This window comes from Xanthomonas hortorum (genome assembly GCF_011305375.1).
GTDB lineage: Bacteria > Pseudomonadota > Gammaproteobacteria > Xanthomonadales > Xanthomonadaceae > Xanthomonas > Xanthomonas hortorum_E.
On record NZ_VCME01000010.1, the window covers coordinates 107,150 to 128,789 of the forward strand.

Here is a 21,640-nt window from a genome sequence, read left to right on the forward strand (position 1 = left end):
GGGCCGATGAAAGGAAGGCGGTGAACGGATCAGACAGCATGACAGTGCCGAAAGTTGCTGGCCTTGTCATCCGCTGCTGAATCAGCCTAGCGCCGGGTCTGTAGCGGATTGTGAACGCGACCGTACCCTGCAGCCGACTGCGCATGGGCCGGATACGACACGGCCCCGCGCTGAGCGCAGGGCCGTGTGGCTTGCTCGACTGCCAGTGCTGACCTCAGGCCGCGACGCCAGCGCCGGCTGCCTGCCGGTCGGCGTGATACGACGAGCGCACCATCGGCCCGGAGGCGACATGGCTGAAGCCCAGCGCATTGCCGTAGTCTTCCAGCTCCTTGTACTCCTCCGGCGTCCAGTAGCGCATTACCGGGTGGTGGTGCGGCGTCGGCTGCAGATACTGGCCGATGGTGATCATGTCCACATCGTGCGCGCGCAGGTCGCGCAAGGTGGCCTGCACCTGCTCCATCGTCTCGCCCAGGCCCAGCATGATGCCGGACTTGGTGGCGATGGACGGGTGCTGCGCCTTGAAGCGCTGCAGCAAGGTCAGCGACCACTGGTAATCGGCACCCGGACGCACGTTCGGATACAGGTCCGGCACGGTTTCGATGTTGTGGTTGAACACGTCGGGCGGGCTCAGCGCCAGGATCTCCAGCGCGCGGTCCATGCGGCCCTTGCCACGGAAATCCGGGGTCAGGATCTCGATGCGGGTCTTGGGCGAACTGACCCGGATGGCCGAAATGCAGTCCACGAAATGCTGGGCACCGCCGTCGCGCAGATCGTCGCGATCCACGCTGGTCACCACCACGTACTTCAGGCCCATGTCGGCCACGGTGGTCGCCAGGCTGGCCGGCTCGCTGGCGTCGGGCGGCTTTGGCCGGCCGTGCGCCACATCGCAGAACGAGCAGCGCCGCGTGCACACCTCGCCCAGGATCATGAAGGTGGCGGTGCCATGGCTGAAGCACTCGTGGATGTTCGGGCAACTGGCTTCTTCGCAGACCGTGACCAGGCGGTTTTCGCGCAGCTTGGCCTTGAGGTTCTGCACCGCGTTGCCGGACGGAATCCGCACGCGAATCCAAGACGGCTTGCGCAGCACCGGCGCATCGACGAACTGCACCGGCGAGCGATTGATCTTGTCGCCACCGATCTGCTTGACGCCGGTCTGCAGCGGCGCAGGCGCGGCGGTGTCGCCGGAGACGACCTGCAAGGGGATGGAACGGGCGATAGGCTGGGTCATGGCAATAACGGGCGCTCAGGCCGGAAGCGAAAGGTCGGGCAATGCGGAAACAGGCTGCAACACGAGACCGAACTGGCGCGCCAGCTGATCGAGCAGCACCGCCTTGACGGCGTCCATCCCGGAAGGGCCGCCCAAGTCTAGCACCGAGGTCACTTGCAGGCCCTGGTAGCCACACGGGTTGATACGGTGGAACGGCTCCAGATCCATCGCCACGTTGAACGACAGACCGTGGAAGGTGCAGCCGCGCCGCACCCGGATCCCGAGCGCGGCGATCTTGGCCCCGCCCACGTACACGCCGGGCGCACCCTCGCGGCGCGCGGCGACGATGTTCCATTCGTCCAGGGTGTCGATCAGCGCCTGCTCGATCTTGCACACGTAATCGCGCACGCCGATCTTGAGCCGGCGCAGGTCCAGCAGCGGATAGACCACCAACTGGCCGGGGCCGTGATAGGTCACCTGCCCACCGCGATCGACCTGCAACACCGGGATGTCGCCAGCTGCCAACACGTGCTCGGGCTTGCCGGCCTGGCCCAGCGTAAACACCGGCGCATGCTCGACCACCCACACCTCGTCGGCAGTGTGCTCATTGCGCGCATCGGTGAAACGCTGCATCGCACGCCACACCGGCGCGTAGTCCTGGCGGCCGAGATCGCGCAGTTGCGCCGGCAGGATCGGAACCGCTGCCAGCACAGGCTCGGCCGCTACAGCGTCCACTTCACTTCCGGGTGTTCGCGCAGCGCCTGATGGGCGGCATCGAACTGCGCCCGGTCCTCTGCGCGAAAGCCGATCCGGATGGACACGTATTTGCCGGTGGACGAGTGCTTCCAGCTGATGCTTTCTTCCAGCAACTCGACGCCAGTCGCGGCGAGCAGACGCGGAAGTTCGGTTTCCAGCCCGCGTTCGGCCGCGCCCATGGCGGTGAGCTCGAAGGTGCCGGGAAACTGGAAGCCGTGATCGGGGTTGTCGGAGCTGATTTCCATCCGCCCATTATCGGGCCGCTGGCGGGCAAACCCAAGCCCGTCTGCCACTCTGACGTGTCGCAGATAGCACAACGGGGCCACATGAGCCCCGTTGTGTCAGACCAGACGCATCACGCCTGACCTGCGTCTTGCCAAAGAGTTACTTGGACAGTTCCAGCATGGCCGACGACACCCAGCCACGGTTGCCCATCTCGTCCTCGACTTCCCACATGACGCCTTCCTTGTTGCCGGTCGGGTACAGCATCATGCCCGGCTCGAGCGTGCGCACAGCCGCGCCGGAACCCTTGGCATTGCCCAACAGACGCCCTGCACGCGTGACGGTGACCGCCTGCTGAGAATTGGAAGCCGCCGCATTACCGGACAAACCGCCGAGCTGGCTGACGACATCGGTATAGGCCTGCAAATAGGCCAGCGTGATCACCTGGCCGATCTCGGTATTGGCATAACCGCCGGCACCGGCCGCGCCGAAATCGCCGCCAGTGAACAGGTTGCCACGCGCACCCCAGCCCAGGTCGGTCTTCTTGGCGTTGCCTTCGGCCATGGCAACCTGTTCGGACGAGCGCACATCGGTGATGGTCAGGACCACGTCGGCGGTCTTCTTGTTGAGATTCAGGCCACCGACCAGGTTGCCGGCATTGCCGCCGACCAGGCCGCCCAGCATGCCGGCAATGGCGCTGCCGCCGGCATTGTGATTCTGCGAAATGAGGTCCGGCGTCATCACATAATCGGCCGCGCGGATCTGGCCCTTGCCCACGTTGGAACGTGCGCGCAGATCGCCGTTCGCCGCCATCTCGCGCTCGCGCTGCGATGCCGCCATGCCCGCGCCACGGTCCACCAGGGTGAAGCAGCGCGACTTGTTGACGAACACCTTGATCAACTTGGACGGCGCCGGCAGCTGCTGACCCGACCACCAGTTGACTGCATCTTCCGGCTCGATGACCGACAGGCTGCCCAGCGGCTTGGCGCACACCGGAATCTGTGCGACGCCGTCCTTGCGCTGATCCTGGGCCGAGCCCTTGAAGGCATCCTTCAGCCCGGCCGATGCCGGCGCGCTGACGCCAGCCAAGGCAATACCCAACACGCTGGACAACAGCGCTGCGCTCACAGAAATCGTCTTGCTCATGTAGTTCCCCTGACACCTGCGCTGCCGTCGGCAAACGCGATCCGTTGGTAATGAAATAGCCTGCGAAAGGCCGCCGTTCCTTGGGGCTGGTTCCCCCGGGGGCGGATCATATGCTATTCGCGCGAGCTTTTCATGGCTGCGCATGCCGTAAATGGAACGGACTGGTGCCGGCAGCCTCAACCGCCGCCCAAGATTGCTCGGGCATGATGCCGGCACACATTCACGCGGCGCAGCAGCGGCCGCAGGCACCTTTGCCGAACACCGTCCTTTCCTACCTTTCCAGGCCCTCCATGCTTCGACCGCGCGCGTTGTCTGCTGCCCTGCTGCTTTCTCTCACCGGGCTGTCGATGCCGGCCCTGGCGGCTGATCAATGCGATTCCAGCAGGCTGGGACGGACCCCACCGGCGGTGAATTTCCGGGTCGACAACGATCTGTTCGGCGGGGAGGATCAGGACCAGGGCTATTCCAATGGCGCGGTGCTGACGCTGGTGTCGCCCAACCTGGTCGACTACACCGACGATCCCTGCCTGCCGCGCACCGCGCGCTGGGTCAACGGTTATCTGGAACGTCTGCATCCGGGCGAGTTCGACCAGCAGAACATGGTGTTCTCGATTGGCCAGGGAATCTTCACGCCGACCGATTCCACCCGGCGCGATGTGATTCCCGACGATCGCCCGTATGCGGGCATCCTGCTGGCGAGCTTCGGCTACAACGCGCGCAACGATGCACACCTGCGCACGACTCAGTTGCAGATCGGCGTGGTCGGCCCGTGGGCGTTTGCGCAGGAAGCGCAGGATGCGATCCACGATGCGCTGGGCGATGAGAAATTCCAGGGCTGGGACAACCAGCTGCACAACGAGCCGCTGATCAATCTGGTGCACGAGCGCATGCGTCGCTGGCCGGGCGATGCGGCGGTCAATGCAGACGGCTTCGGTTGGGATTTCATTTCGCACTGGGGCGGCGCGGTCGGCAACATGGCCACGCACTTGAATGCCGGCGGCGAAGCGCGCTTTGGCTGGAAGCTGCCGGACGATTTCGGCAGCACCCCGACCCGGCCGGCCGGCGAAAACACCGCGCCCAGCCGCCTGGGACGTGCCAGCGGCTGGTCCGGCCATCTGTTCGTGACCACCGATGCGCGCTGGGTGCTGCGCGACATCACCCTGGACGGCAACACCTTCCGCAGCAGCCACAGCGTGGACAAGCGCGCGTTCGTCGGCGACGTGGGTTACGGCCTGGCGGTGATGTACGGCCGCTGGAAATTCGCCATCGCCCGCTATCACCGCACCCGCGAATTCGATACCCAGCGCGAGACGCCGGTGTATGGCAGTTTCACGATCAGCCGGATGCTTTGAGGGCTGGGATTGGGGAGTTGGGATTGGGGATTCGCAAGAGCGGGCTGCTGGTGCTTCGCTCCTGCTCTCGCCTTTGCCAATCCCGAATCTCCAATCCCCAATCCCCGCAAAGAAAAAGCCGGTGAAAGCCGGCTTTTTCTTTGCTCACTCAGATTCCCACCACATCCAGAACGCATCCCAGAGGCGCTTGAAGAACCCGCCTTCTTCGACGGCGTTGATCGCCACCAACGGGGCCTGAGCGATGATCTTGCCGTCCAGGCTGACCTTGACGGTGCCGATCTGCTGTCCCTTCTTGATCGGGGCCTGCAGGTTCTTGGCCACTTCCATGCTGGGCTTGAGGTCGTTGTAGCGACCGCGTTGCAGGCTGACCAGCAGCGGTTGGGCCACGCCCAGCTGCACTTCGTCCTGCTCACCCTTCCACACCTTCTGCTTGGTCACGACCTTGCCGGGCGCGTACAGGCTGTGGGTCTCGAAGAAGCGGAAGCCCCAGTTGAGCAGTGCCAGGCTGTCGTCGGCACGCTGGCGCTCGGACGAATCGCCCATCACCACCGCCACCAGGCGCTGATCACCGCGCTTGGCCGAGCTCAGCAGGCAATAGCCGGCTTCGGAGGTGTGGCCGGTCTTGATGCCGTCCACCGCCGGGTCGCGCCACAACAGCAGATTGCGGTTGTTCTGCTTGATCGTGCCGACCTGGAATTCCTTGATCTTGTTGTAGGCGTAGGTCTCCGGGTAATCGCGCACCATCGCGCGGCCCAGCATGGCCAGATCGTAGGCGGTGGAATGATGGCCTTCGGCGCTCAGACCGTGCGCGTTGACGAAGTAAGAATCCTTCATGCCGATCTTGGCGGCGTAGCTGTTCATCAGCGAGGCGAAGGCTTCTTCGCTGCCGGCGACATGCTCGGCCAGGGCGATCGCGGCGTCGTTGCCGGACTGGATCGCCATGCCCTTTTCCATATCTTCCAGACGCGCGGTCTGGTTGACCGGGAAGCCGCTGTAGCTGCCGTCGGTGCCGGCGCCGCCCTCGCGCCAGGCGCGCTCGCTCATCATGACCTGGTCGTCGCGCTTGACCTTGCCGTTCTTGATCTCGGCAGCGACCACGTAGGAGGTCATGACCTTGGTGATGCTGGCCGGCGCCAGCTGCTGGTGGATGTTTTCACCGGCCAGCACCTGCCCGGTGGCGTAATCCATCAGGATCCAGGACTTGGACACGGCCGGCGCGGGTGCAGGCGGAACCGGCACGGCGGCCGGCGCAGCAGCCACTGCGGGAGTCGGCTGCGGCGCAGGTGTCTGGGCGCAGACCAGGCCGAAGGCGAACGTGGCCACGACAGCGGCGGCGAAGCGGAATTTCATTGAAGAACGACTCCTGACGGGCCCGAAGGCTGGGTAATGCGAAATTGTAAGGTGCGATGGCGATCAAGGCGACGCGCCGCAGGGCATGCACGCTTGCAGAGTTCAGCGTTGGCGTAACCGAGGGGGCCGAGAATTCCTGCAGCAGCGCGCGTCGGGATCGAGCGAGGCAGACGACGCTGCATCCAGAGTGAGCGAGTGGGCGAGCCGATTCCGTGCGCCAACCCTGCCGGCCGCGCCAGTCGACGACTGGGCGGCTGCCTTGATCCCTGCGCTTAAGACGCAACGCTTAATTGGCGACGATTTGTGGGCGCCCGAAGCCCAGCCCGGCAATGCGCTGGGCGATTTCCGAGGCATTGGCGTGGTCGCGTGCGTTGACGCGCAAGCGCCACAGGGTGCGCCCGCCACTGACGATGTCGCTGACACTGGCACCGGCGATGCCGGCCGAGGCCAGCTGCGACAGCGCACGATTGGCGTTTTCGCGACTGGCGAAGCTGGCGACCTGCAACAGAATGTCGCCGAGTGCGGTCTCGGCAACGCTGGGTGCCTTGGCAGGCACCGGTTCGGGCTTGGTCGCACGTAGCGGCGCACTGCCTGCAGGCTTGACCACCGCGACCGCAACCGGTGCGGCAGGTGCAGGCGTCGATGCCGTGGCCGATGCCGGCCGCGGCGCAACCGCCGCCGGCTTGCCGGTCGCAACACGCACGCCCTGCGACTTCATCCACGCATCGAAATTGTCCGGATTGCCGGGCTGGCGCGACTCGGCAACGTTGTAGCGCCAGCGCTCGCCGGCCGCCGTGACCGGCGCGGCGGCGATCGATGTCGCCACCGGCACGGCAGCCGAACTTGCCGCCACCGCGCGCGGAGCAACCGTGCCGTTGGGCAGACGCTGCACCAGACCATCGATCTGGCTGCCGCCCGAGGCCGGCCGCGCTGCGGCAACGCCGGTAGCGACAGGTGCCACGCCATTGCGGCGCTTGGCCAGCAGATTGCCGTTGTCGGCTTCGGTCAGGCCGCGCACTTCGACATTGCCGGTGCCCTTGCCGGTGATGCCTAGCTTCACCGCAGCGGCGTAGCTCAGATCGATCACGCGGCCATCGTGGAACGGACCGCGGTCGTTGACGCGCACCACGACCGAGTCGCCGGTGTCGGTATTGGTCACCAGCGCAAAGCTGGGCAGCGGCAGGGTCTTGTGGGCGGCGGTGAAGGCGTACATGTCGTAGACCTCCTTGTTGGAGGTCAGCCGGCCGTGGAATTTGCTGCCGTAATACGAGGCGGTGCCACGTTCGACATAGTCGCCGGGGTTGTCCATCACCACGTAGCGCTTGCCCAGCACTTCATACGGCGAGCGATTGCCCACCGCCGAGCGCGGCTCGTTGCTGACCAGCGGCTCGGGAATGCAGGCCACGTTGGGAACATGGTCCGGGGTGGTGTCCTTGACGCCGGGTTTGTACAGGCCGCCGGCGGTGTAATCGCCACGCGTGGACGGATCTTCCTTCGCTGCCGCATACGGCGAGCTCGACGGGCATCCGGTGGCGACATACGCCGGCCCCTTGCCTTCGACCTTGACGCCCTTGATCGCGCCGCTGCCTGCGCTGCCCGAGCTCTTCTTCGGTGCACTGCTACAGGCCGCCAGGCCGAGCATCAGCGCCATCGGGATCAGCCACTTGGGGCCTGTCATGCTGTTCATGCCGGGGGTAACTCCTTGCCGGCGATGGCCTCGGACAGCTGGAACACGGCCATCGCGTACATCTTGGAAATGTTGTACCGGGTGATCGCGTAGAAATTCTGGAAGCCGAGCCAGTACTGCTTGCCGTTGGCATCGTCCAGGGTGATCGGCGTCGCCGTGCTGCCGGCCACTACGGGCGCATTAGGGTGGTAACCACGCGCGGACAGATCGGCCAGCGTGTACACCGGCGACCAATCGGTGGGATTGAATTCCTCGTGGCCGGCGGCCAGCGTGGCCGGTACCGCGACCTGACCGCCGCGCACCCAGCCGCCCTTCTTGACGAAGTAATTGGCGACCGAGGCGAACACGTCGTTGTGGTCGGTGAACAGATTGCGCTTGCCGTCGGCATCGCCATCCACCGCGAACTGGCGGTAGCTGGACGGCATGAACTGGCCCATGCCCATCGCGCCGGCATAGCTGCCGATCAGCGTGGTGACATCGAGTTGCTCTTCCTTGCCGAGCGCGAACAGCTGGCCGAGTTCATCGCGGAAGAACAGCTCGCGACGCACTTCGCGTTCGAGCTTGGCCGGGTCGCCGCTGCGCGGATAGCGGAACGCCAGCGTGTACAGCGCGTCCAGCACGCGGTACTTGCCGGCGTTGCTGCCATAGCTGGTTTCCACCCCGATGATGGCCACGATCACCTGCGCCGGCACGCCGGTGGCCGCTTCGACCTTGCTCAGTTCGGCGCGGTGCTCGGCCAGGAACTTGCGGCCGCCATCGATGCGCGCCTGGGTGATGAACATCGGGCGGTATTCGTTCCACGGCTTGACCCGCTCGGCCGGCCGCGACATCGCAGTAACGATCGCGTCCTTGAATTGCGCCTGCGCCAGCACCGCTTCGATCTGGGCGGCGTCGAGGCCGTACTTGGCGGCGGTGTCGCGCACGAAATTGGCACGTGCGATCTCGAACGGCACCGGGGTCAGGTCCACCGGCGGCAATGCAGGCGCTTCGGCGGCGGCGCTGACGGGCGCGACCGGTGCGCTCGGCGGCTTGGCAGGAGGCGCACTGGCGGCCGGCGGCGGGGTCGGAGGACTGGGCTGGGTCGCGCAGGCGACAAGGCCGAGGGTGAGCAGGCAGGTCAGGGTGCGTCGAATCATCGGCCGAGAGTAACAGAGACCAGATGAACTTCTGGCAATAAGACCATGAAACGAAAGAGCTTTAGCCGAAGTCAAGACATGCCGCAGCATTGGCACAAGCTTCCAGGACGCCCCGCTGCAGGGCGCAGCACAAAAAAAACCTCCATGCAGGCCCGGATGTGTCCGCTGCGATGGCATCGGGGATTCCCCCAGTCCCCACGATGCAGCACCTCTCGGCGCTGCATCGTTTTTTGCGAACAACATTTGAAAAAAATCAGGCGCAGCCGAAACGCCGGCCACGCCCGATCGATCACAGTTCCGGGAAACGCGGTGCCGTCGAGCAGGTCGGGATCGCGCCACTCAGTTGCACGGGGGCGGTAGTGACGCCGGCGCCCAACTTTTCGGCGGTCAGGTCGCTGTTGACCAACCCGATCTGCGCATTGCTGGCAGTGACGGCAGTGTTGCCTGTCGCAAGATTGGCCAGCACCAGATCCAGCGGCGTCTGCGCATCGAAGCCTTTCAGGATCCAGCCCTTGCCCTTGAGGCCGACATCGCCCGTGGTACGCAAGCCGTTGACCACGATCTCCTTGAAGCTGGGCTTGGTCCCGCTACCACCGGTCGAATAGAACGGGTTGATCACCAGCGGACTGGTCACCCCGAACAGGCAGATGTTGCGATAGGTGATCAGGCTGACCGGGCCGCCCTTGACGATGCTGGTCTTGATGCGCAGCCCGTTGTTGTCGGTACTGCGGTTGCCAGCATCGTCGGTGGAGGTGATGGCGTTGTTTTCGATCAGCACATTGTTGACCCCGGACATCACTTCGCTGCCGATCGAGATGCCGTGGGTGCCGTAACAGCGGTTGTCGCGCACGCTGATGTTGCCGGACTTGGAGGCAATGGTCTTGATCGCCACGCAGTCGTCGCCGCCCATCACATCGTTATCGACCAGGCTGGCGTTGACCACGCTGTCCAGGTCCAGACCATCGGTGTTGGGGCTGGTGGCCGGCGACTTCACCCGCACGCCCCAGATGGTCAGGCCATCGACGATATGCGCGAAGAAATGGAAGTACGCCGCATTGATCAGATTGACGTTGTAGAGGGTGAAGGTGTTGGAGTTCTGCACCTTGATCAGGTCCGGGCTGTTCTGCACCTGGCCTGCGTTCTTGGCGTTTTCGCCGAACTCCCACCAGGTGGTGTTCTTGCCGAGCATGGGCAGATCGCCGCGGCCGTCGATGGTGCCCTGGCGCCCGCCGGTACGCACACCCATTACGCCCGATTTGACGCCCTTGACGCTGATCAACGGCAGACACCCACCGCTCTTGGCACCGGCAGTGCCGCAGCCGCTGCCGTAGTCGGCCGGATTGCGCGAGCCGTACAGGGTGACGCCCTGATCGATGACCAAGGTGACGCCGGTGGGAATCGACAGCGGCCCACTGAGAAACGCAGTGCCGGTGCCGGCCTTGAGCAGCACGCTGCCGTTTTTGCCGGTACAGGCGGTCAATGCGGCCTGGATGGTTTTGGTATCCGGCGGCGCACTTTCCGATGCAGCGTCGAACAGGCGCCCACTCGGCGTGTGGCTGGCACTCACCGGCTGGCAGGTGGCAGGAATCGCCGGCTCGGAGACAGCGCGCGTATCGCCGGTTGCAAGGTTGATGGCACCGGCTTGTGCGGCGAGCGTAAGACAGACACCGCCGATGGCGGCGGTTAGCAATTTCATGAAGAAGATCACCTGAGAGAGGAATGGCGCGTGCCTGCTGAAGCAACGCGACCCGGCCGCGGCAAACTCAGCGGCGTGATGGACTCTACGGAGCAAGCTCCGCACATGCGCAAGGCAAGCGAACCCGGCACCGCCCGAACGAAGCGGCACCGCGACGGTGTTTCGGCATTGCAACGCAGCGCGCAGAACGGTGCGCGATTTGCGAAGCGTCAGCTGCGTGACATGTGCGTGTCGCATGCCTGTGGCGCATGCAGCGCGCCGTGCTTAAAGCGAACAACAAAATCACTCGAACGCTGTAGCAATGGCGGCAACGTCTTAGCCACACGCACCTTCGTTGACGCGTGCAGCGATGTCGGGACAGCAGTGACTCGCTCGTATCGAAAGGAGCTGCTCAGACCGCACCTCATCGACCAGCCGCGCAACGTGCACTGCTCGCAACCATGCACCGACCATCCCGACTGGCCCTTGCCCGCCCACCGCCGCGGGACCTTATGCGGCATGGATGCCGCAGAAGAGCTTACAGGGACGTACTTGCAGCGTGTCCCGCGGCGGTGGGCGGGCAAGGGCCCTGCAGCAAAGCCGCAGATCACCCGCTCTACAACTGATCCATCTCCACTGTCGAATCACTTCGAAACACTGAGAGCCGAGTCGTAGCGGTTTTTTTAGATGCAGCCAGAAGCTCAGGTCAAAAGCTTTAGTCGGTCGAGGCCGCAATGCCCTCACCACTTGGTTGCGTGCAGGTGGGAACCAGAACGCCAGCCGCACCCATCTGTGGTGAGCGCAGTAGTTTTGCCAGCTGCCGTTAGCCACACGACACGCCGGCTCAATACCCATGCACAGGACGATGCGCCTTGACCGCCATCACCAGGCCCAATCCGGCCAGCAGCGACACCGCCGAGGTACCGCCGTAACTCATCAGCGGCATCGGAACGCCGACCACCGGCAACAGGCCGGAAATCATGCCGCCGTTGACCAGCACATAGACGAAGAACGCCAGCCCGGTGGCACCGGCCATCAGCCGCGAATAGGTGTCGCGCGCCTGCGAGGCGATCCACAGGCAGCGCCCGATCACGATCAGATACAAGGTCAGCACGGTGGCCACGCCGATCCAGCCGAATTCTTCGCTGAGTACCGAAAACGCAAAGTCGGTGGTCTGCTCGGGAATGAAGTTCAGATGCGATTGCGAGCCGAGTCCCCACCCCTTGCCGTCGAAGCCGCCGGAGCCGATCGCGATCTTGGATTGAATGATGTTCCAGCCCGCGCCGAGCGCATCGTTTTCCGGGTTGAGAAACATCATGATGCGGTCCTTCTGGTATGGCCGCAGCAGCCAGAACCAGGCCACCGGCGCGGCCGCCGAAACACCGCCCACGCCCACCGCCACCCACCACCACGGCAGCCCAGCCAACAGCAGCACGAACACGCCGCTGGCGGCGATCAGCACGCCGGTGCCGAAGTCCGGCTGCAGCATGATCAGCGCAGTGGGCACGCCGATAATCATGCAGGTGACCAACACGGTGGAGATGCGCGGCGGCAGCGGCATGCGATGCAGATACCAGGCCGCCATCATCGGCAGGCTGATCTTGAGCAACTCGGCCGGCTGCAGGTAAAACAGTTTCAGATCCAGCCACTGGCGGCCGTACTTACCGGTCCCCAGTGCGAACACCGCCAGCAGCGGCAGCATCGACAAGCCGTAGACCCACGGGGTCCAGGCGCGCAGGCGCAGCACCGACATGCGCGAAATGCCCCACATCGCGGCGAGTCCGATGACGAAACGCACGCCTTGCGCCATCACCAGATGATCGCCGTTGGCGGCGCCGCCGGCGCTCTTGAGCACCGACAGGCCGATCACCATCAGCGCACCCAGCGCCAGGCACAGCACCCAGTCCAGGCTGCGCGTGAAGCGCGCAACCATGTCCACCAGCCAGCGCAGGATGTCACTCAATGGTCAGTCTCCTGCACCGCATCGGGCACATCCGGCACCACCGGCTGCGCCGGGGTGTTGGGGTCCAATGCCACGGCGGTCTGGCCGATCACCACCGGCAACTCGGCCAGCGTGGCGGCGGCCGCATCGCCAGCCGCACGCGCATCGGTGGCGCCGGCCTCGAACTGGTTGACGCCTACGGCGGTCATGCCGAGCTCGCTGTCCAGCGGCTCCAGGCCGGCGGGCATCTTGCCCAGCAGCCAGGCGTCGAAGATCTTGCGTGCGATCGGCGCCGCCGAGCTGGTACCGAAGCCACCGCCCTCCACCGCCACCGCCACCGCGATGACCGGGTTGTCGGCCGGTGCGAAACCGACGAACAGGCCGCGGTGACGCAAATGCATCGGCAGGCTGCGCGGGTCCACCGCCGCCACGCCCCTCCGGCTGACCACCTGCGCGGTGCCGGTCTTGCCGGCCATCAGGTACGGCGCGCCGGGGGTGATGGCATACCCGGTGCCGCCGGGGCGCATGGTGTCCATCATGCCCTCGCGCACCACCTGCACATGCGCAGGATTCGGGCTGATCGGCTTGCCCGGCGGCTGGATCATTGGCTGCCAGGGGTGATCGAAGCCGGTGCGCTCTTCCAGCACCAGATGCGGGCGCTGCAGCAGGCCGCTAGCGATCCCCGAGATGCCGCGCACCAGCTGCAGCGGGGTCACTTTCCAGTCGCCCTGACCGATGGCGATATTGACGGTGTCGCCGGGGTACCAGCGCTCCTTGCGGGTTTTGTACTTGTAGGCCGGCGACGGCAGGATGCCGCCGATTTCGCCGAGCAGGTCCACTCCAGTGGGCGCACCGAAGCCGTACCCGCCCATGTAGTGGTCGAAGCGCTCGATGCCCATGTCCACCGCCAACCGGTAGTAATAGGTATTGACCGACTGGGCGATCGACTTGCGCAGATCGGTCCAGCCATGGCCGCCGCGGTGCGAGTCGCCCCAGCCGCGGCTGACGCCGGGCAGGTAGAACATGCCGGTGGACAACACCCGGTCTTCCGGCCGACGCAGGCCGCTATCCAGCCCGGCCAGCGCGATCAGCGGCTTGAGCGTGGAGCCCGGCGCCACGCCGCCCAGCACCAGCCGGTTGAACTGCGGCCGCGACGGGTTGTCGTTGAGCATGCGGAAGTCGGTGTGCGAGATGCCGTTGACGAACAGGTTGGGGTCGTAGCTGGGCAGGCTGACCATGCCCAGGATCTCGCCGGTACGCGGGTCCATGGCGATCGCCGCGCCTTCGTGCTCGCCGAATGCGGCCACCATCGCGCGCTGCAGATCGGCATCCACCGACAACCGCAGGTCCGCGCCCGACTGCGGCGCGACCCGGCCGACGGTGCGGATCGCCCGTCCCTGCACATTGGTTTCGACCTGCTCGTAACCGACCTGCCCGCGCAGATCCTGCTCGTAATAGCGCTCCAGCCCGGACTTGCCCATGTGGGTGAGCGCGGCATTGCCCTCGCCCAGCACCGCCAGGTCTTTTTCGTCGATGCGGCCGACGTAGCCGATGATGTGCGCGAACAACGGGCCGAACGGATAGCGCCGAGTCAGATACGGCTCCAGCTCCACGCCGGGAAAGCGCCAGCGCTCCACTGCAAAGCGCGCCATTTCCTCATCGCTCATGCGCAGCTTGAGCGTCACCGGCAGAAAGCTGCGGCGCGCCTTGCGCTCACGATTGAAGCGTTCCAGATCCTCGGGCGCGATCGGGATCACCTTGCCCAGCGCGGCGAGCATGGCGGCCATGTCGGTGACCTTGTCGGGGGTCACATCTAGACGGAAGGCCGGCACGTTTTCGGCCAGCAGCCGGCCGGTGCGGTCGTAGATCATGCCGCGCCCGGGCACCACCGGTTTGGGCTTGATGCGGTTGGCTTCCGAGCGGGTGGCATAGACCTCGTGATCAAGCACCTGCAGCTTGAAATACCAGCCGCCCAGGCCGACCAGGCACACCACCACCATCACAAAGCCCAGCACCGCACGCCGGCGGAACTGCTCGGCCTCCGCGTGCGGGTTCTTGGGGTGACGACGCCCGTGCATGGCTTACTTCTTGCTCCGCTTGCCCAGCCGCACCGCATCCAGCAACACGAACAGCGGCGGCCACAGCGCCATGCCCAGCAGCGGCGCCCACCAGTAGCTCCACGGCAGGGTCGGCTCGCCCACGGCCAGATGCACCGCCGAGGAGACGATGCGGTCGTTGAGCAGCAGCCCGCCGATCGCCAGCGCCTGCTGCGAGACCGGAAAGAAGCGCATCCGCGCGCGAAAGCGCTGCAGGATGAAGGTCAAGATCACCAGCCGCAGCGCCTGCTCGCCGAGCAGCCCGCCGTACAGCAGATCGGCCAGCACGCCGGCCACGAACGCGATGCCCAGCCCGACCCGGTCCGGCTCTTCGATCACCCAGTACGCCAGCACCAAGGCCAACCAGTACGGCCGCAGCGGCTGCACCACGAGCGGCAGCGGCAGCAGGCCCAGCACCAGCGCGATGACGAAGCTCGCCGGCAGGATCCAGGTGTTGCGCATGCGGGTCATTGGTCCGTCTCCTGTGGAGACGGGCGGGAATCGGGAGTCGGGAGTGGGGAATCGTTAGGAGCGGTGTTCTGCGGCGGCCGCGCGCCGCTCGCACGGCCAGCTGGCGTCTGCGCGCCGCTGCCATTCCCTGTTCCCGCCGCCCGCACGCCCTGCGGCGAAGCCGGACGGGGATCGGGAACCGGGCTGTTGGATGCGTTCGACGCGGGGGGGCGGGCCAGCGTGGTGGACGGGCGGACGGACGCTGGCGCGCGGGCCGGTTGCGCGCCGGGCGCGGCGGGTGTCGACGCGGACCGTGCACGCGGCGCGGTGCCGGTGCCCGATGCCGCTTCGGCCGTCGGGCGTGCCGGATCAATCGCTGTGTTGGAAACTCCGCCCGCCGGCGTGCGTGGTGTTGCGGTCACCGGCGCACTCGCTGGCGCGCTGGCCGCAGCCGCCTCGACACTGTTGCCGTTGCTGTTGCCGTTGCGAATCCCATCTCCCGACTCCCCACTCCCGGCCCCAGGCAACACCCGCAGAGGTTTGCCGGCGCGCAGCAACAACACATCGCGGCCGCGATCGAGCTTGGCGGCGGGGGTGAGTTCGCCGACCAGGAAGGCGTGGGTGTCGTCGGGATGCAGCTCGGACACCTTGCCGACCGGGAAACCCGCCGGGAAGCGGCCACCCAGGCCGGAGGTGACGATCTCGTCGCCCACCTGCACGCCGGCGCTGAGCGGGATATCGCGCAATTCGAGCCGGTCGCCACGGCCGTAGACGATCAGCCGCACGCCGTTGCGCGCGACGCTGACCGGCACCGCGTGGTCGGGGTCGGTGAGCAACAGCACGGTCGAATGCAGCGGCGTGACTTCGATCACCTGGCCCATCAGGCCGCCGGCATCGATCACCGCCTGGCCCATCAGCACGCCATCGCGGCTGCCGGCATCCAGCAACAGGCGCTGGCGAGTCGGGTCCAGGTCGATATCCAGGATCGGCGCCAGCTGCACGTCCAGGCCGCGCCGCTCGGCCACGTTGAGCAGTTCGCGCAGCTGCGCGTTGTCCAGCGCGGCGGTCTGCAGCCGGGTCAGGCGTGCATTGGCCACCAGCAGCTGATTGCGCAGCGAGCGGGTTTCTTCCACCAGCTGCGCGTGGGTGGCGGCGTTGTCGCGCACCTGCGAACCGATCCGCCCCGGCAGCCCGGCCACCGCCCAGATCGGCTGGATCAGCAGATTGGCCTGCATGCGCAGCTGGCTCAGCCAGCTACCGCGGCTATCGAGCGCGATCAGCACGATCGCCAGCACCAGATAGACCAGCAGGCGCAACGTGGAGGTGACTTCGCCAGGACGGGAGGCGACGGGAGGACCGGCGTAGGAGGGCACTTTCAGGGCCGGGAATGGGGAGTCGGGAGTGGGGAATCGGAGAGCGCTGTGCTGCCCTCGGTGCGGCTGAGGCTAAAACTCAAATCGGCGGAACCGCGTAGCAACCGCGCAGGGCCGCAGGCAGGGAATGTTTTTACGATTCCCCAATCCCGATTCCCGATTCCCGTCCCCATCACTCCGGCGCGAAGAACTCGTTGCCGTGCATGTCCACCAGCTCCAGCGCGCGACCGCCGCCGCGGGCCACGCAGGTGAGCGGGTCGTCGGCCACCTGCACGTGCAGGCCGGTTTCTTCGGAGATCAGGCGGTCCAGGTCGCGCAACAGCGCGCCGCCACCGGTGAGCACGATGCCGCGCTCGGCGACGTCGGCGCACAGTTCCGGCGGGGTCTGCTCCAGCGCCAGCTTGACCGCGGAGATGATGCCCGACAGCGGCTCATGCAGCGCTTCTAGCACTTCGTTGGAGTTGATCTTGATCATCTTCGGCACGCCTTCGGCAAGGTTGCGGCCGGAGATTTCCATCTCCTGCACCACGTCCTGCGGGTAGGCGCAGCCGATCTGCAGCTTGATGCGCTCGGCGGTGGCTTCACCGATCAACATGCCGTGGTTGCGGCGCACGTAGTTGGTGATCGACTCATCGAAGCGGTCGCCGCCCACACGCACCGACTGCGAGTAGACGATGCCGTTGAGCGAGATGACCGCCACTTCGGTGGTGCCGCCGCCGATGTCGATGACCATCGAACCGCGCGCCTCGGTCACCGGCATGCCGGCACCGATCGCAGCAGCCATCGGTTCTTCGATCAGATACACATCGCGCGCACCGGCCTCTTCCGCCGATTCCTTGATGGCGCGGCGCTCGACCTGAGTGGAGCCGGCCGGCACACACACCAGCACGCGCGGGCTCGGGCGCAGGAAGCGCGACTTGTGCACCTTCTTGATGAAGTGCTTCAGCATCGCCTCGGTGTAGGTGAAGTCGGCGATGACGCCGTCCTTCATCGGGCGGATCGTGGTGATGTGACCAGGCGTGCGGCCGAGCATCTGCTTGGCTTCTGCGCCGACGGCGGCTACCGAGCGCGTGCCGCCGATCGCGCGGTCCTGACGTACCGCAACCACCGATGGTTCGTTCAGTACGATTCCCTGCCCGCGCACGTAGATCAGCGTATTGGCCGTGCCCAGGTCGATGGACAGGTCGTTGGAGAACATGCCGCGGAGTTTCTTGAACATCGGGGGAGCCGTTCCTGAGGAGTCGCGTGCCCTGCCGCCAGACTGGCGAAAAAATGGGCGAAAAACGAAGTCCACTAGCCTAGCAATCCCCCCCGGTGCGAGCAAGGAAAAATCGGGTATTTCGGCCGGGTTTTCATGTGCCGGTCACGCCGGGCATGGCATGCGGTTGTGGCCCTGATCGGTCGCAGCCGTTACCCTTTGCGCCGCGGCGTTCGCGCCGCCCCGCTGCCATGCCCGGCAACTGGCGGGTATTTCCCTACGCAAAGGCCTGACTCGATGTCCGCACTGATCTGTGGTTCCCTCGCCTACGACACCATCATGGTGTTCCCGGACCAGTTCAAGAATCACATCCTGCCGGACAAGGTGCACATCCTGAATGTGTCGTTCCTGGTACCGCGCATGCGCCGCGAGTTCGGCGGCTGCGCCGGCAACATCGCCTACAACCTGCATCTGCTCGGCGGCGCGCCGATCCCGATGGGCACCGTTGGCCAGGACTTCGGCCCGTACCGCGAACATTTCGAGGCGCTGGGTATCGACCTGTCGCGGGTGAAGATCATCGATGATCTGTTCACCCCGCAGGCGTTCATCACCACCGACCACGACAACAACCAGATCACCGCGTTCCATCCGGGCGCGATGATGCGCAGTTACGAAAACCACGTGCGCGACGTGCCTGGCGTGACCCTGGGCCTGGTCGGCCCGGACGGGCGCGAAGGCATGATCCAGAACGCGGAAGAGTTCGCTGCTGCCGGTATCCCTTTCATCTTCGATCCCGGCCAGGCGATGCCGTTGTTCAACGGCCCGGAGCTGCGCCAGTTCATCGAGCAGGCCCAATACGTGGTGGTCAACGACTACGAGTCCAACCTGTTGCAGGAACGCACCGGCTGGGACGAGAAGGACATCGTCTCGCGCGTGCAGGCCTACATCACCACGCAGGGCCCGAAGGGCGCGCTGGTGCATACGCCGGAGAAGACCTACGACATTCCGCCGGCGCACGAGCGCCGCGTGGTCGACCCGACCGGCTGCGGCGACGCCTTCCGCGCCGGGCTGATCTACGGCATCCAGGGCGGCTACGATTGGCTGACGATCGGGCGCATGGGCAATTTGATGGGCGCGCTGAAGGTGGAACACCCGGGCACGCAGAATCAGCGCTTCGATTTCACCGAGTTCAACGACCAGTTCAAACAGCAGTTTGGCTACGCGCTTTGAGGCTTTGCTGATCAGCGCTTGACCCTTCTCCCATCGGGAGAAGGTGCCCCCGCAGGGGCGGATGAGGGTGCGCCTCAGATACCTGCCAAAACCAGCCATGACAAACGCGTCGCCACGCGCCTTCAAGGATGAATCACTGGCGATAAAGCCATGTCTCACTGGCCCGCACCCTCGCCCCAACCCCTCTCCCCCAGGAGAGAGGCTATAAATTCCCAGCCCTACGTAAATTCCCACGCAAGCCGCGCACTCCCCTTCTCCCATCGGGAGAAGGTGGCGCGTAGCGCCGGATGAGGGTACGAGCGAAGCCTCGTGCAGTTTGAAAGTGACGAGGGCTTCGCCCGTACCCTCACCCCAACCCCTCTCCCGCAGGAGAGGGGCTCGTCGGCCTCACTCGGTACTGAGCGGACAACTACCACATCCGGCCCCTGACATCGCTGGCCGTGGCATCCGCATCCGCATCCGCAATTCATTTGCAGCAACGCAATTTGCTGCAATGCAGTTTGAGCATAAGACCAATCTGTGCCTCTACTGACGCTTCGCGCTCACTGAGGAACGCTGGCCCATGTCCGAGCCAAGCGTTGTCGCCGCTACGTCCATCGTCCTGCCGGAGATCGAACCGGATGTGCTCCGGCAGATCCGCCGGCTGCGCGACATTGCCCCGTTGGCCGCGCCACTGTCGCGCTCGTGGCGACGCTGCCTGGACGAGCACGGATTGTTACCCGAGGCACCGCCCGAAGCGCTGGTGCACGACGCCTTGCACGTGCGCGAGCGCCAGCAGCGCCTGGGCGAGGTGCTGCGCATCGCCAAGGTGGAGATGGAAAACCTCTACGAACAGATCGCCGGCAGCGGCTACGCGGTGATCTTTGCCGATGCCGAAGCAACCGTGCTGCACAGCGTGCACGACCCGACCCTGCTGCGCGAATTCCGCCAGGCCGGTTTGTTCTGCGGCGCCAGCTGGGCCGAATGCCATCAGGGCACCAACGGTCTGGGCACCTGCGCGGTGGAGCGCACGGCGGTGAGCGTGCACCGTGGCGAACATTATCTGACCCGCCATCTGCCGTTGTCGTGCTGCGGCGCGCCGATCCTGGACCCGCACGGCGGCCTGCTGGCAGTGCTGGATGCCTCAACGCCCGATGCGCAGGACGGCAAGCAGATCCAGCGCCACACCGTAGCCTTGGTGAGCATGTCGGCGGCGCAGATTTCGCGCTCGCATTTTCTCAACCAGTTCGGTCATGCCTTCATCCTGCGCTTCCACAGCCGGCCCGAGTTTGCCGGGTTGCTGCATGAGGCGCTGATCGCGATCGATACGGACGGCCGTGTATTGGCAGTCAACGAGGCGGTACTGGAGCAGCTCGGCAAGATCGATCGCAGCCAGCTGGTGGGCCGCAATATTTCGCAGGTGATGCAGCTGGACTTCGACACCCTCGAGCATCGTGCCGGCAGCGATGCCGGCACCTTGTGGTCGATCCGCTGCGCCTGCCATGGGCGGCGTTTCTACGCACTGGTGCGCCCGCCGCGTGCACGTCCGGCGCTGCCGGCGGTAGGCGGGCCGGCACAGCTGGCACCGGATACCGAGCTGCAACCCGGCGAGCATGTCGGCTCGGATCCGCGCATGCGCCACAACCTGGCCAATGCGTTGAAACTGGCAGCGCACCGCGTGTCGATTTTGCTGCGTGGCGACACCGGGACCGGCAAGGAAGAGTTCGCAAAAGCGGTGCATCGTGGCTCGCCGTGGGCGAGCGGTGCGTTCGTGGCGATCAATTGCGCGGCGATTCCCGAGGCCTTGATCGAAAGCGAATTGTTCGGCTACGCACGCGGCGCCTTCACCGATGCGGCGCGCGAAGGCCGCCACGGCAAATTGCTGCAGGCCAGTGGCGGCACGCTGTTTCTGGATGAAATCGGCGACATGCCGCTGCCGTTGCAGAGCCGCCTGTTGCGCGTGCTGGAAGAACAATCCGTCACGCCGTTAGGCAGCGAACGCACAGTGCCGTTGGAACTGCACGTGATCAGCGCCAGCCACCGCGATCTGGCGCAGCGGGTGGCAGCCGGCGAGTTCCGCGAGGATCTGTATTACCGGCTCAACGGCGTGGTGCTGCATCTGCCGCCGCTACGGGAGCGCAGCGACAAGGCCGAGCTGATCCGCACCTTGCTGCGCGAAGAAAACAGCGAGCACAGCGTGCGCATCAGCGAAGAAGCGATGCACAAACTGCTGAGCTACGCCTGGCCGGGCAATCTACGCCAGTTGCGCAATGTGCTGCGCACGGCGGCAGTGCTGTGCAGCGATGGGGTGATCCGGCTACCGAATCTGCCGCAGGAAATCGTCGATGCCGGCAGCGCGCCGTGTCTGGTCGATGGCCGCGCAGTGGCGGCCGACGACATGCCCGGCCGCGTCGCACTCGATCAGGCCGAGCGCCTGGTGCTGCAGCAGCAACTCGAACGCCATCGCTGGAATGTCAGCCGTACCGCCGATGCCCTGGGCATCAGCCGCAATACGCTGTATCGCAAGCTGCGTAAGCATGGGTTGGATACTGGCTGATTGGGGGGGCGGTGATTTGGGATTGGGAATTGGGGATTCGTAAAAGCCAAAGCAGGGTCTTGGTGCTGGTCCTTACAGCGATCAACAGAACTACTTCTTGGCCATCAGGCGGTGGCGAGTTTGCTCGGTGCGGCATGCACCACGTACATGACGTCATTGCGGAGCGGATGATCTGTAGCTCGGCTGCAGGGCCCTTGCCCGCCCACCATCACAGGACACGCCGCAAGTACGTCCGTGTAGGCTCTTACGCGGCATCCATGCCGCGTAAGGTCCCGCGACGGTGG

Annotated in this window: 16 protein-coding genes; 3 read left to right on the forward strand and 13 right to left on the reverse strand. The window is 65.5% G+C overall.

What is annotated here, in order from left to right; translation table 11 throughout:
• Positions 1–214: 214 nt before the first annotated feature.
• The 4 genes from lipA to FFY45_RS11195 all read right to left on the reverse strand — a co-directional run bounded on the left by lipA (position 215) and on the right by FFY45_RS11195 (position 3,331).
• Positions 215–1,228 carry a lipoyl synthase gene (gene lipA / locus FFY45_RS11180; RefSeq protein ID WP_176340488.1) on the reverse strand — a complete coding sequence of 338 codons (1,014 nt, stop codon included), beginning with the start codon at positions 1,226–1,228 and terminating at the stop codon, positions 215–217.
• 15 nt (positions 1,229–1,243) lie between these two features.
• Positions 1,244–1,942 carry a lipoyl(octanoyl) transferase LipB gene (gene lipB, locus FFY45_RS11185; protein ID WP_176340489.1) on the reverse strand — a complete coding sequence of 233 codons (699 nt, stop codon included), beginning with the start codon at positions 1,940–1,942 and terminating at the stop codon, positions 1,244–1,246.
• Positions 1,930–2,208, reverse strand: coding sequence for a YbeD family protein (locus tag FFY45_RS11190; RefSeq protein ID WP_006449336.1), 279 nt, complete (start codon positions 2,206–2,208; stop codon positions 1,930–1,932). The genes lipB and FFY45_RS11190 overlap by 13 nt, the downstream gene beginning before the upstream one ends.
• Positions 2,209–2,347: 139 nt before the next feature.
• Positions 2,348–3,331, reverse strand: a complete 984-nt coding sequence (locus tag FFY45_RS11195) for a CsgG/HfaB family protein (protein ID WP_176340490.1) — start codon at positions 3,329–3,331, stop codon at positions 2,348–2,350.
• A gap of 290 nt (positions 3,332–3,621) precedes the next feature.
• On the opposite strand from FFY45_RS11195, the gene FFY45_RS11200 reads away from it, so the two are divergent.
• Complete coding sequence (locus FFY45_RS11200) at positions 3,622–4,683, forward strand: lipid A deacylase LpxR family protein (RefSeq protein WP_074058294.1); 1,062 nt, start codon at positions 3,622–3,624, stop codon at positions 4,681–4,683.
• Between the two features lie 144 nt (positions 4,684–4,827).
• On the opposite strand, the gene FFY45_RS11205 is transcribed toward FFY45_RS11200, so the two are convergent.
• From FFY45_RS11205 to FFY45_RS11245, 9 genes are all read right to left on the reverse strand, one after another.
• Entirely contained in the window at positions 4,828–6,033 is a 1,206-nt protein-coding gene (locus tag FFY45_RS11205) for a D-alanyl-D-alanine carboxypeptidase family protein (protein ID WP_074058295.1), read from the reverse strand.
• 286 nt (positions 6,034–6,319) lie between these two features.
• A complete protein-coding gene (locus FFY45_RS11210; RefSeq protein WP_176340491.1) occupies positions 6,320–7,720 on the reverse strand; it encodes a septal ring lytic transglycosylase RlpA family protein in 1,401 nt (466 codons plus the stop codon).
• Positions 7,717–8,856: a lytic murein transglycosylase B gene (mltB, locus tag FFY45_RS11215; protein ID WP_176340492.1), complete on the reverse strand. Its 1,140-nt coding sequence runs from the start codon at positions 8,854–8,856 to the stop codon at positions 7,717–7,719. The genes FFY45_RS11210 and mltB overlap by 4 nt, the downstream gene beginning before the upstream one ends.
• Before the next feature lie 289 nt (positions 8,857–9,145).
• Entirely contained in the window at positions 9,146–10,552 is a 1,407-nt protein-coding gene (locus FFY45_RS11220) for a glycoside hydrolase family 28 protein (protein WP_176340493.1), read from the reverse strand.
• An 823-nt stretch (positions 10,553–11,375) separates the two neighbouring features.
• Positions 11,376–12,494, reverse strand: coding sequence for a rod shape-determining protein RodA (rodA, locus tag FFY45_RS11225; RefSeq protein ID WP_023905164.1), 1,119 nt, complete (start codon positions 12,492–12,494; stop codon positions 11,376–11,378).
• The gene (gene mrdA, locus FFY45_RS11230; protein ID WP_006451889.1) at positions 12,491–14,551 is read right to left on the reverse strand and encodes a penicillin-binding protein 2; all 2,061 of its coding nucleotides are present in this window, start codon (positions 14,549–14,551) and stop codon (positions 12,491–12,493) included. Before mrdA ends, rodA begins: the two co-directional genes overlap by 4 nt.
• Before the next feature lie 3 nt (positions 14,552–14,554).
• Positions 14,555–15,040, reverse strand: a complete 486-nt coding sequence (gene mreD, locus FFY45_RS11235) for a rod shape-determining protein MreD (protein ID WP_023905166.1) — start codon at positions 15,038–15,040, stop codon at positions 14,555–14,557.
• A complete protein-coding gene (gene mreC, locus FFY45_RS11240) occupies positions 15,037–16,392 on the reverse strand; it encodes a rod shape-determining protein MreC (RefSeq protein ID WP_176340494.1) in 1,356 nt (451 codons plus the stop codon). Before mreC ends, mreD begins: the two co-directional genes overlap by 4 nt.
• Positions 16,393–16,564: 172 nt before the next feature.
• Complete coding sequence (locus tag FFY45_RS11245; protein ID WP_023905168.1) at positions 16,565–17,611, reverse strand: rod shape-determining protein; 1,047 nt, start codon at positions 17,609–17,611, stop codon at positions 16,565–16,567.
• Positions 17,612–17,887: 276 nt separating this feature from the next.
• On the opposite strand from FFY45_RS11245, the gene FFY45_RS11250 reads away from it, so the two are divergent.
• Positions 17,888–18,820 (forward strand): carbohydrate kinase family protein, encoded by a 933-nt coding sequence (locus FFY45_RS11250; RefSeq protein WP_006452026.1) that lies wholly within the window; start codon positions 17,888–17,890, stop codon positions 18,818–18,820.
• A gap of 562 nt (positions 18,821–19,382) precedes the next feature.
• Entirely contained in the window at positions 19,383–21,356 is a 1,974-nt protein-coding gene (locus FFY45_RS11255) for a sigma-54-dependent Fis family transcriptional regulator (RefSeq protein ID WP_176340495.1), read from the forward strand.
• The last annotated feature ends 284 nt before the right edge of the window (positions 21,357–21,640 follow it).